We start from the raw sequence: 17,827 nt of genomic DNA, 5'->3' as shown, positions 1-17,827 counted from the left end.
GCCGGTACCGGACGCCGAAGGCACGTCCATTGAGCAAGGCTTGCCTGGAGCTTGAGCCGCCGAGGCAGGCAGGCTGGGTACGCGCTGCCTAATATTCGACCTCGAGCTCCTCGACATCGGCCGGCTCCGCCTTCGCGGCCTCGATCCATTCCTGCATCTCGGGCATGGTCATGATGGTGCTGGCATACACCGCAAGGGCCGGTTCGAGCTTGACGTCATAGGTCATGAAGCGGGTCACGACCGGTGCATACATCGCGTCCGCCATGGTGCGGCATTCGCCGAACAGGAACGGGCCGCCGGACTTGCCGAGACAGTCGCGCCAGATGGTGCAGACGCGGTCGATATCGGCCTGCGCCCGCGACCAGATCTTGAAGCCGGGAAAATGCCCCTTGAGGTTGACCGGCAGCGAGGACCGCAGCGTGGTGAAGCCGGAATGGATTTCGCCCGAGATCGAGCGGCAATGCGCGCGCTGGATCCGGTCCTCCGGCAGCAGCCCGGCATGCGGCATGACCTCGTTGAGATACTCGCCGATCGCCAGCGTATCCCAGACGGTCGCGCCCTCGTGGCGCAGGCAGGGCACCAGGATCGACGACGACAGCAGCAGCAGTTCGGCCCGCGCCGAGGCGTCATCGGGCGCGGTGACCACCTCCTCGAATTCCAGCCCGGCGAATTTCACCAGCAGCCAGCCGCGCAGCGACCAGGACGAATAATTCTTGCTGCTGATGGTGAGTGTCGCTTTCGCCATATCGAATCCTCACGCCCGAACGCGTCCTTAGCCCCGGTGACCGCGCGCCGGTCCAACCGCCGCGCCCCGGAGCCGTTCAATTTTGCAGCAAGCCACGTGCCAATTTGCCGGGCAGCCCGCCCCCGCTCTGGCGTCGATATTGCATATCCAGCCGGGCCAGGGGCGGATGCGTATGATGTCAATGATGTACCAAGCCTATCAGAACCACATGGACCTCACGGCGCCATGGCGGACCGGGGCTGCAGCCGCGCTGAAATACCTCAATCTGGTGCCGCAGGGCGCCGCCGACCGGGTGTACGGCCGGCTCGAGGCGGCGCTCGAGCTGATCTCGCGCTCCACCCTGACCTACGCCCGTCCCGACTACGCCATCGGCAGCGTGTCCGCCGGCAACCGGGAATACCAAGTGACTGAGGAGGTCGCCTACGCGACGCCGTTCGGCTCGCTGCTGCATTTCAGGAAGGTGGACGGACCGGAGCAGCCGCGGCTCTTGCTGGTGGCGCCGATGTCCGGCCATTTTGCCACGCTGCTGCGCGGCACCGTGAAGACGCTGCTGCAGGACCACGACGTCTACATCACCGATTGGCACAATCCGCGCGACATCCCGCGCCAGGAAGGCCGCTTCGGGCTCGAGGACTACACCGACCATCTGATCGACTTCCTCGGCCAGCTCGGCCCGCGCGCGCATATGGTGGCGATCTGCCAACCCTCGGTGTCGGCGCTGGCGGCTGCCGCGGTGATGTCCGAAGACGATCATCCGGCGCGGCCGGCATCGCTGACCCTGATGGCCGGACCGATCGACACAAGGATCCTGCCGACCAAGGTGAACGAATTCGCCAAGAGCAAGCCGATCAAATGGTTCGAGGACAATCTGATCAACTACGTGCCGATGCAGTGCAAGGGCGCGCTGCGTCAGGTCTATCCCGGCTTCGTGCAGCTGACGGCATTCGTCTCGATGAACCTGGAGCGCCACATCAAGCAGCACATCGACCTCGCCGACCATCTCGCGAAGGGCGAGACCGCCAAGGCCGAGGTGATCAAGACCTTCTACGACGAGTATTTCGCCGTGATGGACCTGCCGGCGGAATTCTACATCGAGACGGTGCGCGACGTGTTTCAGGAGCATCTGCTGCCGCAGGGCATGCTGATGCATCGCGGCCGCCCGGTGAACCCGGCGGCGATCCGGCGAATGGGCCTGATGACGGTGGAGGGCGAGAAGGACGACATCTGCTCGATCGGGCAAACGCTCGCCGCCCAGGACCTCTGCACCGGCGTGCGCACCTATCGCAAGGTGCACCACATGCAGGCCGGGGTCGGCCATTACGGCGTGTTTTCCGGCAAGCGCTGGAACAACGAGATCTACCCGCTGCTGCGCGATTTCGTGCATGTGAATTCGTGAGGACTGGCGACGTTCATTCCCGTCATTGCGAGGAGCGAAGCGACGAAGCAATCCAAGGCTCCGCAAATGCGGCACTATGGATTGCTTCGCTTCGCTCGCAATGACGGCGGAGCTAGTCACGCATCCCCTCGCGCAGTAGTCTCCCCGGCCACGACGACCTATTTCCCAAGAATCGTCCAGGGAGAAACTCCATGCGCGTCACTTTCCGTGCCCTCACGCTCGCCGTCATCGGCGCCCTCGCCCTCACGTCGGCCGCATCCGCCGCCGAAGTCCATGTCATGATCTCGGGCGGGCTGACGGCGGCCTACAAGGCGCTGGTGCCGGAATTCGAGCGCAAGACCGGGCACAAGGTGGTGACCGCCTTCGGACCGTCGATGGGCACCACGACCAACGCCATTCCGGTGCGGCTGGAGCGCGGTGAGCCGGCCGACGTGCTGATCATGGTCGGCTATGCGCTGGGTGACCTCATCAAGCAGGGCAAGGCGGTGGCCGACAGCCGCGTCGACCTCGTGAAGTCGCCGATCGGCATCGCGGTCAAATCAGGCGCACCGAGGCCGGACATCCGCTCGGCCGATTCAGTCAAGCAAGCGCTGCTGGCGGCGAAATCGGTCGCCTATTCCGACAGCGCCAGCGGCGTCTATGTCTCGACCGAGATGTTCGGCAAACTCGGCATCGCCAATCAGATGAAGGACAAGGCGCGGATGATCCCGGCAACCCCGGTCGGCGAGATCGTGGCCAAGGGCGAGGCCGAGATCGGCTTGCAGCAGATCTCGGAGCTGAAGCCGGTTGCCGGCATCGACATCGTCGGTCCGCTGCCGGAGCCGGTGCAGAAGATCACGGTGTTCTCCGCCGGCATCGCGACCGCCTCGAAGGAGCCCAACGCCGGCAAGGCGCTGATCAGCTTCCTCGCCTCGGCGGATGCGCGCGACGCGCTGGTCAAGAGCGGGCTGGATCCGATTGCCGCCGGCGCGACGCATTAGCGAGACATCGCCGGATCTATCCCTGTCATCCCCCCGCTCTCTCCCCGTCATCCCCGCGCAAAGGCTTCGCCTTTGCGCGGGGATGACGGGGATAGGTTGGGCGGATTTGGCGCCCTACCCCAAATGATGAGCGCCGTAGGCGAGCAGCACCACCACGACGAGCGCCAGCACCAGCGTGGTCGACTTCCAGAACAGCACCGGGTTGCGCTCGATCAGCGGGGTCGATGACGTCGTCAGATATCTTGCGTTGGGATTGCGCAGGTCGAACAGGAACTCCGAGAAGGTGTCGTAGCGTTTGAGCGGATTGGCGTGCACGGCGCGCTCCAGCGTACCGTCGACCCAGGCCGGGATGTCGCGGCCGCGATGCGCAGCCGGACGATAGAGCAGCCGGTTGAAGTCGGATCGGGTGCGGGCGCGCGCGATCTGCGCACCGTAGGGCAAGCGGCCGGTCAGCATCTGATAGGTCACGACGCCGAGCGAGAACAGGTCGGAACGCGCGGTGCCGCCCTCGCCCAGGAAATACTCCGGCGCGGTGTATTGCTGGGTGCCCAGAATGTCCTCGACGCCCGCCGGCGCCGCATCGGCAACGCCCGAGATCCGCGTCGAGCCGAAATCGATGATCTTCACCGTTCCGGTCCTGTCGATCATGATGTTGTCGGGCCTGACGTCCTGGTGCAGCATCTCCTTGCGGTGGAACGCGCGCAGCCCTTTTGCAATTTGCTCGGTGATGTCGCGTACCGTCTCGAGCGCCGGTGACGGATTGTCTGTTATCCACTGCGTCAGAGTCTGGCCGTCGATATACTCCATCGCGACATAGAGGAAGTTGCGCCTGCGCTGCGGCAGAAACGGCTTCAGCACATGCGGGCTGTCGATCCGCCGGGCGACCCATTCCTCCAGCATGAAGCGTTTCAGATAGGCGCCATCGTCGCGCAGATCGATCGAGGGGATCTTGATCGTGACCGTGGTGCCGCTCTCCTCGTCGACCGCGAGATAGATGTGGCTGCGGTGCGATGCGTGCAGTTCGCGGACGATGCGGTAGCCGTCGAACAGCATCCTTGCATCGAGCAGCGGTGGCAGCGGCAGCTCGGTGGGCTGGCCGAACACCTCGCTGGCGTCGCCGTCTGGCAATTCGTCGATCCGGATGATCTGCGCGGTGAGATTGTCCGGGCTGCCGCTCTCATAGGCCTGCTCGACGATCGACTTCGCGGCGGCATCGAGATCGGCAGCGCCGTCGAGGATCATCCGCGCCAGCTGCCGCGCGGGAACATGCTCGTAGATGCCGTCGGTCACCAGCAGGAAGGTGTCGCCCCGCTCGAGCCGCAGATTCTGGTAGTCGATCTCGAGCTGCGGGTTCACGCCGAGCGCGCGGCCCAGATAGCTCTGCTGCGAGGAGATCACGACGCGGTGGTCGTTGGTCAGTTGCTCGAGGCTGTTGCCCGCGACGCGGTAGATCCTGCTGTCGCCGACATGGAACAGATGCGCCGTGGTCGAGCGGATGACAAGCGCACTCAGCGTGCAGACGTAACCCTTGTCCTTGTCGTAGGGGTTCTGGCTGCGCCTGGTCTGCGCGTGCAGCCAGGAATTCGTCGCCTCCAGCACGCGCTGCGCCGAGGTCTTCACCGACCAGGATTCCGAGGTGCAGTAGTAGTCGGTCAGGAAGCTCTTGACCGCAGACTCGGCGGCAATGCGGCCGACGCTGCTCGAGGAGATGCCGTCGGCAAGCACCACGGCGATGCCCTTCAGGCCGAGCAGCGGCTCATCGGGGATCAGCACGCCGTGGAAATCCTGATTGGTGTCCTTGCGGCCCTGATCAGAGAATTGCCCGACCGATATCTTCAGCGCGCGCGGCATCGACCGTCCCAATGCGAATGAGGCCCTCCGTGACAGGAGAGCCCCATAAGCCGGCCAGGATCAAGCCGCGAGGCGCTGGCGCTTCGGCGCCGTCTTCACATGCGTCGTGTAGAGTGTGAGCCCGGTGAAGGCGAGACCGCCGGCGAGATTGCCCAGCACGGTCGGGATTTCGTTCCAGATCAGGTAGTCCATGATCGAAAACTTGGCATGGAGCATCAGTCCTGACGGGAACAGGAACATGTTCACGACCGAATGCTCGAACACCATGTAGAAGAACACCAGGATCGGCATCCACATCGCGATGACCTTGCCGGGCACCGTTGTGGAGATCATGGCGCCGACGACGCCCGTCGAGACCATCCAGTTGCAGAGCATGCCGCGGATGAACAGGGTGGCCATGCCCGCCGCGCCATGCGCCGCGTAGCCCAGCGTTCGCGCCTCGCCGACGTTTCCGATGGTCATGCCGACCTTGTCGGGCTCCTGCGTGAAGCCGAAGGTGGTCACGAACGCCATCATGAACGCCACCGTGAGCGCGCCGGCAAAATTGCCGATGAAGACGAGGCCCCAGTTGCGCAGCACGCCGCCGAGCGTGACGCCCGGGCGCTTGTCGAGCAGCGCGAGCGGCGAGAGCACGAACACGCCGGTCAGCAGATCGAAGCCCAGCAGATAGAGCATCACGAAGCCGACCGGAAACAGCAGCGCTCCGATGATCGGCTGTCCGGTATTCACGTTGATCGTGACGGCGAACCAGGCTGCGAGCGCGAGGATCGCACCGGCCATGTAGGCGCGGATCACGGTGTCACGCGTCGACATGAAGATCTTGGATTCGCCGGCGTCCACCATCTTGGTGACGAATTCGGACGGTGCGAGATAGGCCATTCGTAAATTCCCCTTGCGCAATTCGGCCGCGCCGGTTGCCTGCCGGAAGCGACGCGGGTTGGTTTAATTGCTCGTCCATCCGGGGGAGTTAGGGGGTGCAACGATTGCTCGCGACGCCCGGGCGGGGCGCCTTGATCCCCTCACCTCGGCCTGCATTGGCTTCGGCAATCCGGAGGACGGCAGTCGTCATTGACTGGTGCATCTAAAAGCAATGGCCATGCCAACCGGAGGCGCTCGCGGTTGGCCTCAAATCCTCTTCAATCCAATGAGTTAGAGAGGTGACGCAGGAGCCGCCGAGCGCGATGGCGCGGAATTATGCAGCATGCCCAGATGTCGCCCACGCCGGATGCGCGCCTCTCCATCCCCGTCATCCCCGCGCAAAGGCTTCGCCTTTGTCGCTGGAGGAGCGCGCTCTTGCGCGCGTCTCGAAGGATGAACCGCCCGGCTGGTGGCCGTCGACCCTTCGAGACGCGTTGTGCGCTCCTTAGGGGTGAAGGGGAAGGGTCGATACGCGCCGGACTACTTCACCTCGGTGCGGATCGGGGAGCCCTTCAGCCCGTTATTGTCATAGGCCTTGCGCAACGTGCCGTTGGCGATCGCTTCCGTCATGAACCTGGTGGCGAACGCCGCGGCCAGCGGATGGTTGAGCGGCACCGCAACCGCAGTGACGGTCTGCTTGAAGGTCTCGTCCAGCACGCGGGTGCCCGGAATCTTCTTGGCCATCGCATTGAGCTGATCGCGCGACAGCGCGAACGCGTCGATCTCGCCGCTCTTCAGCAGATTGAAGATCTCGTCATAGGTCTGATAGCCCGTGACCTTGGCGTGCTTGAGGTGTGCGATCGCGCCGCGCATCGTGGTGGTGGCATTGACGGCGGCGACCTTGACGCCCTCCTGGTCCAGTGCGGCGAAATTCGCGATCGCCGAGCCCGGCTTGACGATGTAGGTGGCGTCGGCAACCTCGTAGATCGGTCCGAACGTCATCCTGGTCTCGCGCTCGGGATCCTTGGGCAGGAAGGTGATGTCCCAGGTATTGCTCGACGCCGCATCGGTGATCTGGCCGGAATTCTGGTGCACGACATAGTCGACGGGAACGCCGAGCTGCGCCGCCATCTCCCTGCCGAGATCGACGGGAACGCCGGCATAGCCATTCTCGGTCCGGGTCGACCAGAACGCGCCGCCCGCCGGACTGATCGCGATCGCGACCCGGAGCTTTCCGGTCGGCGCGATCTGATCCTTCAAGGCGTCGGCATTGGCGTATGTGGCCATGACAATTACTCCCAGAACGAGGCCAGCCAGACGCAGCAGTCGAGACAACATCGGACGCCCTCCACGCCGGGTCTAGCGCCCGGCGGCGCGCAACAAACCGCACGAGGCCGCTTTGCGCAAGCGGCGGTCGCGCAAGGGAGCTATCCGTATCGGCCTATTTGACCCGGATGGTGATTTTTTCGGAGACGACCGGCGGGTTGAATGGATAGTGCTTGGCGTCGCCCAGCACCAGCTGCAAGGTGTGCTTGCCGGGCGCCAGATCGAGCTGCGTCTCGGTCTGGCCCGCACCGAAGTGCTGGTGAGACTTGTCCGACGGGATCGGCTCATTCGGATTCAACGGCTCATCCACATCGATCAGAAGATGGTGATGGCCACTGTTCGGGTATTCGTCGCCGGCATGCGTGATGCCCATGTTGCGCAGCCCAAAGCGGCACCAGAACGGGCTTCTGACCTTAGCTCCGTCGTGCGGCCAGATGAAATACAGCTTGGCGTCTTTCCCCGCCGGTTTGTTTTGCGCGATGGCCGGACTGGCGAGCAATGTCAGTGCCGCAGCGAGCACGATCAGGCCTGCACTTTTCATAACCCCTCCAAACCTGACGATTGCAGACGATCTCTCAGGGAGACAGCGCGACCCGGAAACCGTGGGTCGGGTAGCGAACATTGGTGTCGTAATTGTCGCGATTGGCCGGACGGACATAGCGTGCATCATTCTTCCAGGAGCCCGAACGAATGACGTGGGAGGCGCAGTCGCCGCCGGACCACACCGCACCGTCGGCCGGGGCGCCCTGGTAGTTCCTGTGCCAGCAATCCTCGACCCACTGATCAACACTGCCGCCCATGTCGTAAAGACCGAACGGATTCGGCTTGAAGCTGCCGACCTTGACCGGCTGTTCGGAGCCGTCAGCGCCGCCGCAATCCTTGCAACCGGCATTGCCCGATTGCATCTGGTCGCCCCACCAGTATCTTGATTGCGTTCCGCCACGCGCCGCATATTCCCATTCGGCTTCGCTCGGCAGCCGGTAGGCCTTCCCGGTACGCTCGGCGAGCCACGCCACATACTGTTTCGCGTCGCTCCAGCTCACATTGGTGACCGGCACGTCGTCCTTGCCGCCGGCCGTGAAGTCACAGGCCTTGGCCGCCGCGCAGGCGTTCCATTCCCGCACGGTGACCGGATATTTGCCCATCGCGAACGACTTGACCGTCACCCTGCGGATCGGGCGTTCCGAGGGATCGTCATTGCTCCCCATCGAGAAGCTGCCGCCCTGGAGCGCAATCATTTCGGGCTCCGGCACCGACACCACGGCTGGACTTGTCGAGGGTGCGGCTTGCGGTGTCGCTTGCTGTGCCGGCGCGGCACCTGGGATCGGACTTGAAGCCTGGCCTGGAGGCTGAGCGGGAGCCGCGGTTGCTGCCGGCTGCTGGGCTGCGGGCGATGCCGTCGGCACGGAAGGCGCCCGCGCCACGTCGGTCAACTTGCCGCGCGATTGCGCGAGCATGTACCAGAGCGCACCCGCGGCGATGATTGCGATCGCCAATCCGAGCAGCGTGAGCAGGATGGCCTCACGACGCCTGCGCGTTCTTTGGTACGCGGCGGCGTCCGGCAGCACGCGATAAACCCGGACCGGATCGGTGATGTTCTTGACCTTGCGGTCCCCGAGCGATTCGTATCCGCAGACCATCTTATGCTTGATCTGCTCGTAGATGCCGCCGGAAATGAACACTTCACCGGGCGCCGCAATCCCTTCCAGACGCGAGGCCACATTGACACCGTCGCCAAAGATATCGTCGGCCTCGATGATGACGTCGCCGAGATTGACACCGATCCGGTACTCGATCCATCGATCTCTCGCGATCGCCGCGTTGCGGCCGATCATGTTCTGCTGAATCACGATGCTGCAACGGACGGCCTCGACCGGACTGTCGAACATCGCGATGAAGCCGTCGCCGGTGGTCTTGACCAGCTTGCCGTGGTGCTCGGCAATGGTGGGCTCGACCAGATCACGCTCGAGCCGCTTGACGCGGTTGTGGGTGCCCTCTTCATCGAGCTGCATCAGGCGGCTGTAGCCGGCGATATCGCCCGCAACGATCGCGGCAAGGCGCCGCGGCATTGCTTCGCCGGGCGGTGGCTTGCCCGGCTTGCCGGATTTGAAGTCGCGAATTTCGCCCATGGCCTCGGCTGCTCCACAAACCACAAATGGCAGTGACCGGCGCAACCGGCGCCTTGGGCCCGAAGGCCCGTGTGGAGCGTATCACACCACAGGGTCCGGACAAAGTTTACGGATACAATTGTGCGATGCGCGAAAAAGCGCCATCCCGCTTGGGGCGGATGGGCGCTGCGGCCTATTTCAAGCCGAAATGGATGCGGCAAACCGCCAGGACGTCAACCCGCCTGCGTGGCGGGCGTCCGGATCTCGCGCGGCAGGATGATCGCGGCCGCAATCGCCAGCAGGCACAGCGCCGCGAACGCACGCAGCATCATCGCGAAGCCGCCCTGGTCGTACAGCCAGGCCACCAGGCCGACGGAGGCGCCAGCGGCGGTGAAGCCGACGAAATAGCGCACCGCATAGGCGCGCGAGCGCCATTCCTCGGTGGTGTACTTGCCGACCATGGCATCGTTCACCGTGACCTGGCCGAATGCGCCCATCACGATGCCGATCGAGACCACGATCAGCGGCAGGTTGGACAGACTCGCTGCCAGATAGAGGAACGGCGCCAGCATGAACGACAGCGGCAGCGCCACCGTCTTCAGGGAATGTCTGTCGAGCAGTTTGCCGATCGTATACTGCGTCATCGCGCCGAACACATAGACCCCGGCCGCGATCACGCCGAGCAGCGCCGGGCTCCTGGTCAGATCGGCGAGCCGTTCGGCGAACAGCTTCGGCAGCGCCACCGTCACCGCGTTGAACGTGGTCGAGATCGCGATCACCACGATCAGCAGCGACAGCACCACCCGCCACATGTCCTCCTTGGCGACCCGCACCTGGGCTGCGGCCTGCCTGGAGCCCTTGCGGTCCTCATGCACCACCGTCATCGCAAAGGCGATGCCGACCAGCACGGTGACCGTGCCGGGCACGATGAAAGCCCAGCGCCAGCCGAGATACTGGCCGATCACGCCGGTGACCAGCGCCGAGGAGGCGACGCCGAGATTGCCCCAGACGCCGTTGATCCCCATCTGGGCGCCGAGCTTCTCTGCATAGGACACGATCATCGCGGTGCCGACCGGATGGTAGATCGAGGCGAAGATGCCGATCGCGAGCAGTGCTGCCCCGAGTTGCAGCGGCGTCTGCACGAAGCCGACCGAGATCATCGACAGGCCGATGCCGACGAAGAAGATCACCATCATATGGCGGCGGCTCCAGCGATCGCCGAGCCAGCCCGTGATCAGCGAGCCGGCGCCGAAGGCGATGAAGCCCGGCGTCGCATAGGGCAGCAGTTCCGAATAGGCCATGCCGAGCGCCGGGCCCATGATGATGACGGCGGCCGCGAAAATCAGCATCGCATAGTGGTCGATGAAATGGCCGGCGTTGACGAAGCTGATCACCCGGCTTGGACTGTTCGTTGGGCTGCTCATGGGCAGGTCTTTCACTGGCAAGTCTCTCACGCGATTCTTCAATTGCTCGAAAATAGGTTATAGGTCCTTGTCCTGACGGGATGTCGCCAATGACTATCGCTGAGCCGCCAATAAGAGCCCTCCACAAGGACCGGCGCGTCACCGGCGACGGGGTGCACATGGTCGCACGCAGCTACCGGAAGGGCGTCCGACTCGACCCGCACATGCACCGCGAGGCGCAACTGGTCTATGCCGCGAGCGGCACCATGCAGGTGACGACACCGAAGGGCCGCTGGCTGGTACCGCCGGACCGCGCGGTGTGGGTCCCTGCTCTGCTGCCGCACGCGATCGACGTGCTCGCCGATATCGAGATGCGCACGCTTTATTTCGACCGGGCCTGGCTTGCCCGCGAAAAGCGCAGCAACAGCCTCGGGCATGAATTCGTGGTGCGGGTCTCGCCGCTGGTGCACCAGGCGATCCTTGCACTGTTCGACGCCTCATGTGGACGCGAGCGCACCGACCTCCTCATCAGGCTCGTGATGCTGGAACTGCACCAGGCCGAGGATTCCGCGACCTTCATCCCGCTGCCGCAGGAGCCGCGCTGCCGCCGCGCCGCCGACATCGTGCTGGCCGATCCGACCAGGGACCACGAGATCGATGCGCTGGCGCGCACGGTCGGCACGTCGGCGCGGACGCTGTCGCGCCTGTTCTCGGCGGAGACGCGGCTGTCCTTCAAGAGCTGGTGCCAGCGCGCCCGCATCGCGGCCGCGATTGAGCGCCTGTCGACCAATGCGAACGTTTCGGTCAAGCAGGTCGCCTCCGACCTCGGCTATGCCAGCGTGCCGGCATTTTCCCATGCATTCCGCCAGGTCACCGGCAAGACACCGACCGCGTTCGCAGAACGGACGTGAGCGGGGTTTGTCATCGGGCGCAGTGATGAAGAATTATACCGTTGTCGCGCTGCGACATATTTCCGTACGATCCATGCGCTTGATTGCATTCCTGCCGACCTTAAATCCCGTGTAAGGTCCGGCTTCACTGGATGCGACCCGCTGGATACGACCCGCACATGGCCAACGCCTTCTTCTCCGACCTGCTCTCGACGATTTCCGAACGCGGCCGCGTCCTGCTCGGCCGCGCCAGCCCGGCAGACGACAAGCAGGATGCCTCCGAACTCCTGGAATTGTGCGAGGCGCTGCTGTCCGGCCGCGGCGAAGCCTCCGGCACCGCGATAGCGCGCGAAGTGCTCGACCGCTACCACCACCTCGATGCCGCCGGCCGCCTGTCGTTCTTCCAGACGCTAGCGCGCGATTTCGGCCCCGATCACGCCAAGCTGGCGCAGGCGATCGAAAGCTGGCGCACCAAGGTGAATGACAAGACCAATGGCGACGACGCCAGCGACCTGCATTTCGCCTCCGAGCCGCGCCGCCAGGAATTGATCCGCCGGCTCAACCGCGCGCCGGGCGGCACCGGCGAGTTGGTGTCGATCCGATCGGATCTGCTTTCATTGATGAAGGGCAACAAGGACCTCGCCGCGCTCGATCGCGACGTGGTGCATCTGCTCTCGTCCTGGTTCAACAGGGGATTCCTCGTGCTGCGCAGGATAGACTGGTCGTCGCCGGCCAATATTCTGGAGAAGATCATCCGCTATGAGGCCGTGCACGAGATTCGCGACTGGGACGACCTGCGCCGCCGCATCGATCCGGTGGATCGCCGCTGCTACGCCTTCTTCCACCCGGCGCTGGCCGACGAGCCGCTGATCTTCGTCGAGGTCGCGCTGACCGAAGCCATTCCGGGCGCGATCGCGCCGCTGCTTGCGGAAGAGCGCGAGCCGGTGCCGGTCGAGCGCGCCCGCACCGCGGTGTTCTATTCGATCTCCAACACCCAGCGCGGGCTCGGCGGCATCTCGTTCGGCAGCTTCCTGATCAAGCAGGTGGTCGAGGAGCTGCGCCGCGAATTGCCGAAGCTCGACAATTTCGTGACGCTGTCGCCGGTTCCGGGCTTCATGCAGTGGGTGAAACAGGCCGATGACGTGCCGTTGTCAGATGAGGACCGTCAGCTCCTGGAAGGCCTCGGCAAGCCCGGCTGGTTCGAGAACGCCGAACTCGCCACGCAGCTGCGGACCGTGCTGGAGCCGCTCGCCGCCTACTACTTCCTGAAGGCACGCACGCCGAAGGGACGGCTGATCGATTCGGTGGCGCGCTTCCATCTCGGCAATGGTGCGCGGCTGGAGCGGATCAACTGGCTCGGCGACCTCTCGCCCAAGGGCCTGCGCGAATCCGCCGGCGTCATGGTCAACTACCTCTACCGCCTCGACGACATCGAGAAAAACCACGAGGCCTACGCCAACAATGGCGAGGTGATCGCCTCGAGCGCGGTGAAGAAGCTCTTGAAGGGCGAAGGCCGGCGGCTGCTCGACATGCGGCTGTCGTAGGACCCTTTTCCAGATACGAACCAGCTCTCTCAATTGTCGTCATGCCCGGGCAGGCGTCACGCGGTGGCAGACCGCGGACGCAGCCCCGCCGGCAGATGCGCCTCGAGCCAGGCGGCGATCGCACGCTCATTGCGATGGTAGAGCAGTCCTGCGGCGATCACCGCAACTCCGATCAGCGACAGCGAGAACGGAAACCACAGCGAGTCCTTGAAGACGACGTCGGCGAGATGTCCGAGATAGATGCAGATGCCGAACGCGCCGAACACCGCATAGGCGCGCCGCATCAGGATCACCGCAACCGCGACGAGACCGATATTGAGCAGGCAATAGACCGCTTTCGAGAGTTCGGTTGATCCTTCGGATGCGGTAATGCCGCCCCAGAACGCCATCAGGCCGAACAGATGCAGCCAGAACGCAAAGTCACCATTGCGGCTGCGATAGTCGACGATCCAGGCCACCGCGAGGACGGCCAATCCGAACCACACCGACACCCGGCGCCGTGTCTCGAAGTCGGCATAATTCGTGCCGCTGAACCACGGCGCCAGATCCATCGACATGAACCACAGCGCGAACGCGATGATCGCGACGATGAAGGCGAAGCGGAAGTAGCGCAGCGCGACAATGCCGGCGGCAACGGTCGCGATCTCCATGAAGATCCAGCTGCCCTTCACCCAGATGTAGAAATCCTGCACGGTTCCAGGCTTGCCGAACTTGCCCCACCAGCCGAGCTCGTCCTGGATGCCATAGACCGCAAGCGGCGCCATCGAGACCGCGATCGCGATCAGCAGGCCGCCGGGAACCCGCAGATTCTTGCCGTACCAGAGGTGGTGACCGGCCACAGCGAAAGCGGTGGCGTAGGCGATCGCGCAAGCCGTGAGGGCCCGGCCGCCCATCTGGGTGAACGCCAGGGTCGAGAACAGGCCCATGGCGCCGATCACGATCAGCGCGCCGGTGTACCAGAGCACATGGGCGGCATCGAACCTGGCCGCCGGGCTTGCGTCGCCCGCCGCGCCCTGCCCGTCATGGCTCGCCAGGAACGCGAGCAGCCGGTCCAGATCAGCCGCGCTGATCACCCCGGCATTGGCGGCGTCCCGGAGATTCTTCGCTGAATATGGCATGCGGTGATCCTCATGGCCGGTTCCACGCCTCTCCCAGTAACCCGGAAAGAGGCATCTCTCCTGGATGAGTATACCGGATCGTGAGCAACGTTCAATAATTTATTGAGCGACGCTCAATTTTGTTTGCAAGCGGACTCGCGCCGACCGGGGGCTGGCCGGATGGGCACCGGCTACGCCGCCAGCGCCTTCATTTCCGCATAGAGGTCGGATTTGCCCTCGAAGCCGATGCCGGGAAGGTCGGGCATGGCGATGTGGCCGTTCTCGACGCGCACGCCGTCCGGAAACCCGCCATAGGGCTGGAACAGGTCGGGATAGCTTTCATTTCCACCGAGGCCGAGGCCGGCGGCGATGTTGAGCGACATCTGATGGCCGCCATGGGGGATGCAGCGGCTCGGCGACCAGCCGTGGGTCTTCAGCACCGCGAGCGTCCGCTGATATTCGCAGAGCCCGTAGGACAGCGCGCAGTCGAATTGCAACCAGTCGCGGTCCGGCCGCATGCCGCCATAGCGGATCAGGTTGCGAGCATCCTGATGGCTGAACAGGTTCTCGCCGGTCGCCATCGGACCCGGATAGAATTCGGCCAGCGCGGCCTGCAACGCGTAGTCGAGCGGGTCGCCCGCCTCCTCGTACCAGAACAGCGGATACTCCCGCAGCATCTTGGCGTAGCCGATCGCGGTCTCCAGATCGAAGCGGCCGTTGGCGTCGACCGCAAGCTGCGCGTCGCGGCCGATCTCCTTCAGCACCGCCTCGATCCGCTCGCGATCCTCGGCAAGCGGCGCGCCGCCGATCTTCATCTTCACGACGTTGTAGCCGCGGTCGAGATAGCCGCGCATTTCCTTGCGCAGCGCACCGAGATCCTTGCCCGGATAGTAATAGCCGCCGGCGGCGTAGACGAACACGCGCGGATTGGCTGATAGCCCGTGGCGCTCGGCAAGCAGCCGGAACAGCGGCTTGCCCGCGATCTTCGCCACCGCGTCCCACACCGCCATGTCGATGGTGCCGACCGCGACCGAACGCTCGCCATGGCCGCCCGGCTTCTCGTTCGACATCAGCGTCGACCAGACCTTGTCCGGATCGAGATTGGCGCCTGAGGCATCGAGCAGCGATTTCGGATCGGCCTCGAGCAGCCGCGGCGCAAAGCGCTCGCGGATCAGACCGCCCTGCCCGTAGCGGCCGTTGGAATTGAAGCCGTAGCCGACCACCCGCTTGCCGTCGCGCACCACATCGGTGACCACGGCGACCAGGCTCGTGGTCATCTTGGTGAAGTCGATATAGGCGTTACGGATCGGCGAGGAGATCGGTTTTGTCACCTCGCGGACGTCGACGATGCGGACAGACATGCTTGCGCTCTCCGAGTTAGGCCTGCCGTTCTCTCCTCATCGTCATTGCGAGGAGCGAAGCGACGAAGCAATCCATATTCCACTTGCGGCGCGATGGATTGCTTCGCTTCGCTCGCAATGACAGTGGAGAGTGCCCGTCAGGACTTCGCCTTATCCCGGAAATACGGCTCGACCGGCCCGTGCACCTTGATGGTCAGCGGATTGCCGTAGCGGTCCTTGGCGTTGCCGGCGGTGACCCGCACCCAGCCTTCGCTGATGCAGTACTCCTCGACATTGGTCTTCTCGGCCCCCTTGAACCGGATGCCGACGTCACGCGAAAGAATCTCCGCGTTGTAGTACGGGCTGTTCGGGTCGACCGAGAGGCGGTCGGGAAATTGGTCGTTGGTGTCGTCGCTCATAGCAGCGCCTCGATTTCCTTCTTCAATCCTTCGGGCCGGGCGGTCGGCGCATGCCGCGCCACGACCTTGCCGGCGCGATCCACCAGGAACTTGGTGAAGTTCCACTTGATCGCCGGCCCGAGCAGGCCCGATTTCTCACGTTTCAGATGCTCGTACAATGGATGCGCACCGCTGCCATTGACGTCGATCTTGGCGAACATCGGAAACGTCACGGCATAGTTGGTCTCGCAGAACGCGGCGATCTGTTTCGCATCGCCCGGCTCCTGCGCGCCGAACTGGTTGCAGGGAAAGCCGAGCACGGCAAAGCCACGCGCCGAGAGGCCGGCGTGCAGCTCCTGCAGGCCCTTGTATTGCGGCGTGAACCCGCAGGCGCTCGCCGTGTTCACGATCAGCAGCACCTGGCCCTCGAACCGTTGCAGCGGCACCTCGTCGCCTGCGAGCGACCTGGCGGTGAAATCGTAGACTGTCGTCATCTCAAACCACCGGATCGATCGGCGACGACGGCGTGCCGCCGGCTTCCACCGCCTCACCCGCGGCAAGGCAGAGGTCCTCGCGGTAGCGGCCAGCCACCAGCTGCACGCCGACCGGAATCCGCCCGACGAGGCCCGTGGAGACGACGAGCCCGGGAAGCCCCATGAAGGGGATCGCGATCTGCGGCAGCTGCGCGTGCCACACCCGCGCGAACGACGCCTCGTCCTTGCGGTCGAGATGATCGGGGAACGGCAGCTCGCCGGAGACCGGCATCAGCAGCACCGGATATTTATCGAGGAACGCAAACCATTCGCGCGTCAAGGTCGCGCGGCGGGTCAGCGCCTGCGACAGGTCGAACGGATGCACCCTGGCGCGGACGCCGCGCAGGCAGGCCAGCGCGCCGGGATCGCCCTCGCGTTCGGCAAACGCAAGCTGGGCCTCGTAGCCATCGCCGAGCCAGAGCCTGGTCTGAATCTCGGCCGCCTCGCGCAACGACGGCGTATCGGCGATCTCCTCGACGATCCAGCCGGCCTCTCGCAATCGCCTGCCGGCATCGGCCACCGCGGCGATCACCTCCGGTACCGGGTTGAGGCCATCGGGATTGAGGCACATCGCAACACGCTTCTCGCGCGGCGGTCCCTCGAGCGGCACCGGCGCGTACCAGGGGTCGCGATAGTCCGGCGCCGACATCGCCGCGAGCGAAATGCGCAAATCGTTGACGGTGCGCGCCAGCGGGCCCGACACCGCGCTGATCTGCGGGCCGATCGGACGCTCCGGCAATGCCGCGTTGAAGGCCGGGATGCGGCCCATGCTCGGCCGAAGGCCGTGCACGCCGCAGGCATAGGCCGGATAGCGGACCGAGCCCGCGATATCGGTGCCATGCGCAATGTGGCCGATGCCGGCCGCGACCGCCGAGCCCGCGCCACCGGACGAGCCGCCCGGCGTGATGCCGGGATCGCGCGGGTTCTTGGTGTCGCCGTGAATGAGATTGGTGGTGAACCAGCGATAGGAGACCGCGGGACAATTGGTGCGGCCGAGCAGCACCGCGCCGGCCTTGCGCAGATTGGCGACCACCGGATTGTCGACCTTGGCGATCAGGTCGCGCTGCGCCTTCAACCCGTTGGTGGTGGCGTAGCCCTCCTGGTCGACATTGACCTTGACCGTAACAGGCACGCCGGCCAGCGGCCCGACGGCCTCGCCGCGCGCAATGGCCGCATCGATCTTCGCGGCCTGCGCCAGCACGTCGTCCGGCCGGTGATCAACGACCGCGTTGATCTTGGGGTTGACCGCATCGAGCCGGGCGAGCCCGGCCTCGGCCGCTTCTTTCGCTGACACCTTCTTGGATTTGATGAGGGAGGCGAGTTCAGCCGCCGACAGACGCCAAATATCCTGCATGAGA

The 17,827-nt window shown here is 64.6% G+C and carries 16 protein-coding genes; 4 read left to right on the top strand and 12 right to left on the bottom strand.

Going from position 1 to position 17,827, the window contains the following annotated elements; genetic code table 11:
- Positions 1-88 precede the first annotated feature (88 nt).
- Entirely contained in the window at positions 89-745 is a 657-nt protein-coding gene (locus HAP47_RS11755; RefSeq protein ID WP_173638103.1) for a glutathione S-transferase, read from the bottom strand.
- Between the two features lie 172 nt (positions 746-917).
- Between HAP47_RS11755 and HAP47_RS11750 the strand changes: the two genes are divergently transcribed.
- Together HAP47_RS11750 and HAP47_RS11745 are read left to right on the top strand one after the other, a co-directional pair.
- The gene (locus HAP47_RS11750) at positions 918-2,141 is read left to right on the top strand and encodes a polyhydroxyalkanoate depolymerase (RefSeq protein WP_173640540.1); all 1,224 of its coding nucleotides are present in this window, start codon (positions 918-920) and stop codon (positions 2,139-2,141) included.
- 191 nt (positions 2,142-2,332) lie between these two features.
- On the top strand, positions 2,333-3,121 hold the full coding sequence (locus HAP47_RS11745; RefSeq protein ID WP_173638104.1) for a substrate-binding domain-containing protein: 789 nt from the start codon (positions 2,333-2,335) through the stop codon (positions 3,119-3,121).
- 114 nt (positions 3,122-3,235) lie between these two features.
- Here the strand turns inward: HAP47_RS11745 and HAP47_RS11740 are convergent, their stop codons facing one another.
- The 6 genes from HAP47_RS11740 to HAP47_RS11715 form a co-directional block, all read right to left on the bottom strand.
- Positions 3,236-4,972, bottom strand: a complete 1,737-nt coding sequence (locus tag HAP47_RS11740; protein ID WP_173638105.1) for a bifunctional protein-serine/threonine kinase/phosphatase — start codon at positions 4,970-4,972, stop codon at positions 3,236-3,238.
- Between the two features lie 60 nt (positions 4,973-5,032).
- On the bottom strand, positions 5,033-5,851 hold the full coding sequence (locus HAP47_RS11735) for a formate/nitrite transporter family protein (protein ID WP_173638106.1): 819 nt from the start codon (positions 5,849-5,851) through the stop codon (positions 5,033-5,035).
- A 519-nt stretch (positions 5,852-6,370) separates the two neighbouring features.
- Complete coding sequence (locus tag HAP47_RS11730) at positions 6,371-7,117, bottom strand: transporter substrate-binding domain-containing protein (protein ID WP_231168841.1); 747 nt, start codon at positions 7,115-7,117, stop codon at positions 6,371-6,373.
- Between the two features lie 154 nt (positions 7,118-7,271).
- Entirely contained in the window at positions 7,272-7,697 is a 426-nt protein-coding gene (locus tag HAP47_RS11725) for a DUF4399 domain-containing protein (RefSeq protein ID WP_173638108.1), read from the bottom strand.
- A gap of 34 nt (positions 7,698-7,731) precedes the next feature.
- Positions 7,732-9,285, bottom strand: a complete 1,554-nt coding sequence (locus HAP47_RS11720) for an SUMF1/EgtB/PvdO family nonheme iron enzyme (protein WP_173638109.1) — start codon at positions 9,283-9,285, stop codon at positions 7,732-7,734.
- A 212-nt stretch (positions 9,286-9,497) separates the two neighbouring features.
- On the bottom strand, positions 9,498-10,688 hold the full coding sequence (locus tag HAP47_RS11715) for an MFS transporter (RefSeq protein ID WP_173638110.1): 1,191 nt from the start codon (positions 10,686-10,688) through the stop codon (positions 9,498-9,500).
- 89 nt (positions 10,689-10,777) lie between these two features.
- On the opposite strand from HAP47_RS11715, the gene HAP47_RS11710 reads away from it, so the two are divergent.
- Complete coding sequence (locus HAP47_RS11710) at positions 10,778-11,578, top strand: AraC family transcriptional regulator (RefSeq protein WP_173638111.1); 801 nt, start codon at positions 10,778-10,780, stop codon at positions 11,576-11,578.
- Positions 11,579-11,736: 158 nt separating this feature from the next.
- Complete coding sequence (locus HAP47_RS11705) at positions 11,737-13,101, top strand: malonyl-CoA decarboxylase (RefSeq protein WP_173638112.1); 1,365 nt, start codon at positions 11,737-11,739, stop codon at positions 13,099-13,101.
- A gap of 56 nt (positions 13,102-13,157) precedes the next feature.
- Here HAP47_RS11705 and HAP47_RS11700 read toward each other — a convergent pair whose 3' ends face one another.
- The 5 genes from HAP47_RS11700 to HAP47_RS11680 form a co-directional block, all read right to left on the bottom strand.
- On the bottom strand, positions 13,158-14,219 hold the full coding sequence (locus HAP47_RS11700) for a hypothetical protein (protein WP_173638113.1): 1,062 nt from the start codon (positions 14,217-14,219) through the stop codon (positions 13,158-13,160).
- A 170-nt stretch (positions 14,220-14,389) separates the two neighbouring features.
- Complete coding sequence (locus HAP47_RS11695; RefSeq protein WP_173638114.1) at positions 14,390-15,559, bottom strand: mandelate racemase/muconate lactonizing enzyme family protein; 1,170 nt, start codon at positions 15,557-15,559, stop codon at positions 14,390-14,392.
- Positions 15,560-15,696: 137 nt separating this feature from the next.
- Positions 15,697-15,957: a DUF3297 family protein gene (locus tag HAP47_RS11690; RefSeq protein ID WP_092116110.1), complete on the bottom strand. Its 261-nt coding sequence runs from the start codon at positions 15,955-15,957 to the stop codon at positions 15,697-15,699.
- The gene (locus HAP47_RS11685; RefSeq protein WP_173638115.1) at positions 15,954-16,430 is read right to left on the bottom strand and encodes a glutathione peroxidase; all 477 of its coding nucleotides are present in this window, start codon (positions 16,428-16,430) and stop codon (positions 15,954-15,956) included. Before HAP47_RS11685 ends, HAP47_RS11690 begins: the two co-directional genes overlap by 4 nt.
- Position 16,431: 1 nt before the next feature.
- A complete protein-coding gene (locus HAP47_RS11680; protein WP_173638116.1) occupies positions 16,432-17,823 on the bottom strand; it encodes an amidase family protein in 1,392 nt (463 codons plus the stop codon).
- Between the last annotated feature and the right edge of the window lie 4 nt (positions 17,824-17,827).

This window comes from Bradyrhizobium sp. 41S5, assembly GCF_011516665.3.
Taxonomy (GTDB): Bacteria; Pseudomonadota; Alphaproteobacteria; order Rhizobiales; family Xanthobacteraceae; genus Bradyrhizobium; species Bradyrhizobium quebecense.
The sequence above is the reverse complement of the archived record's forward strand: the minus strand, read 5'-3'. Positions and strand labels throughout refer to the sequence as shown.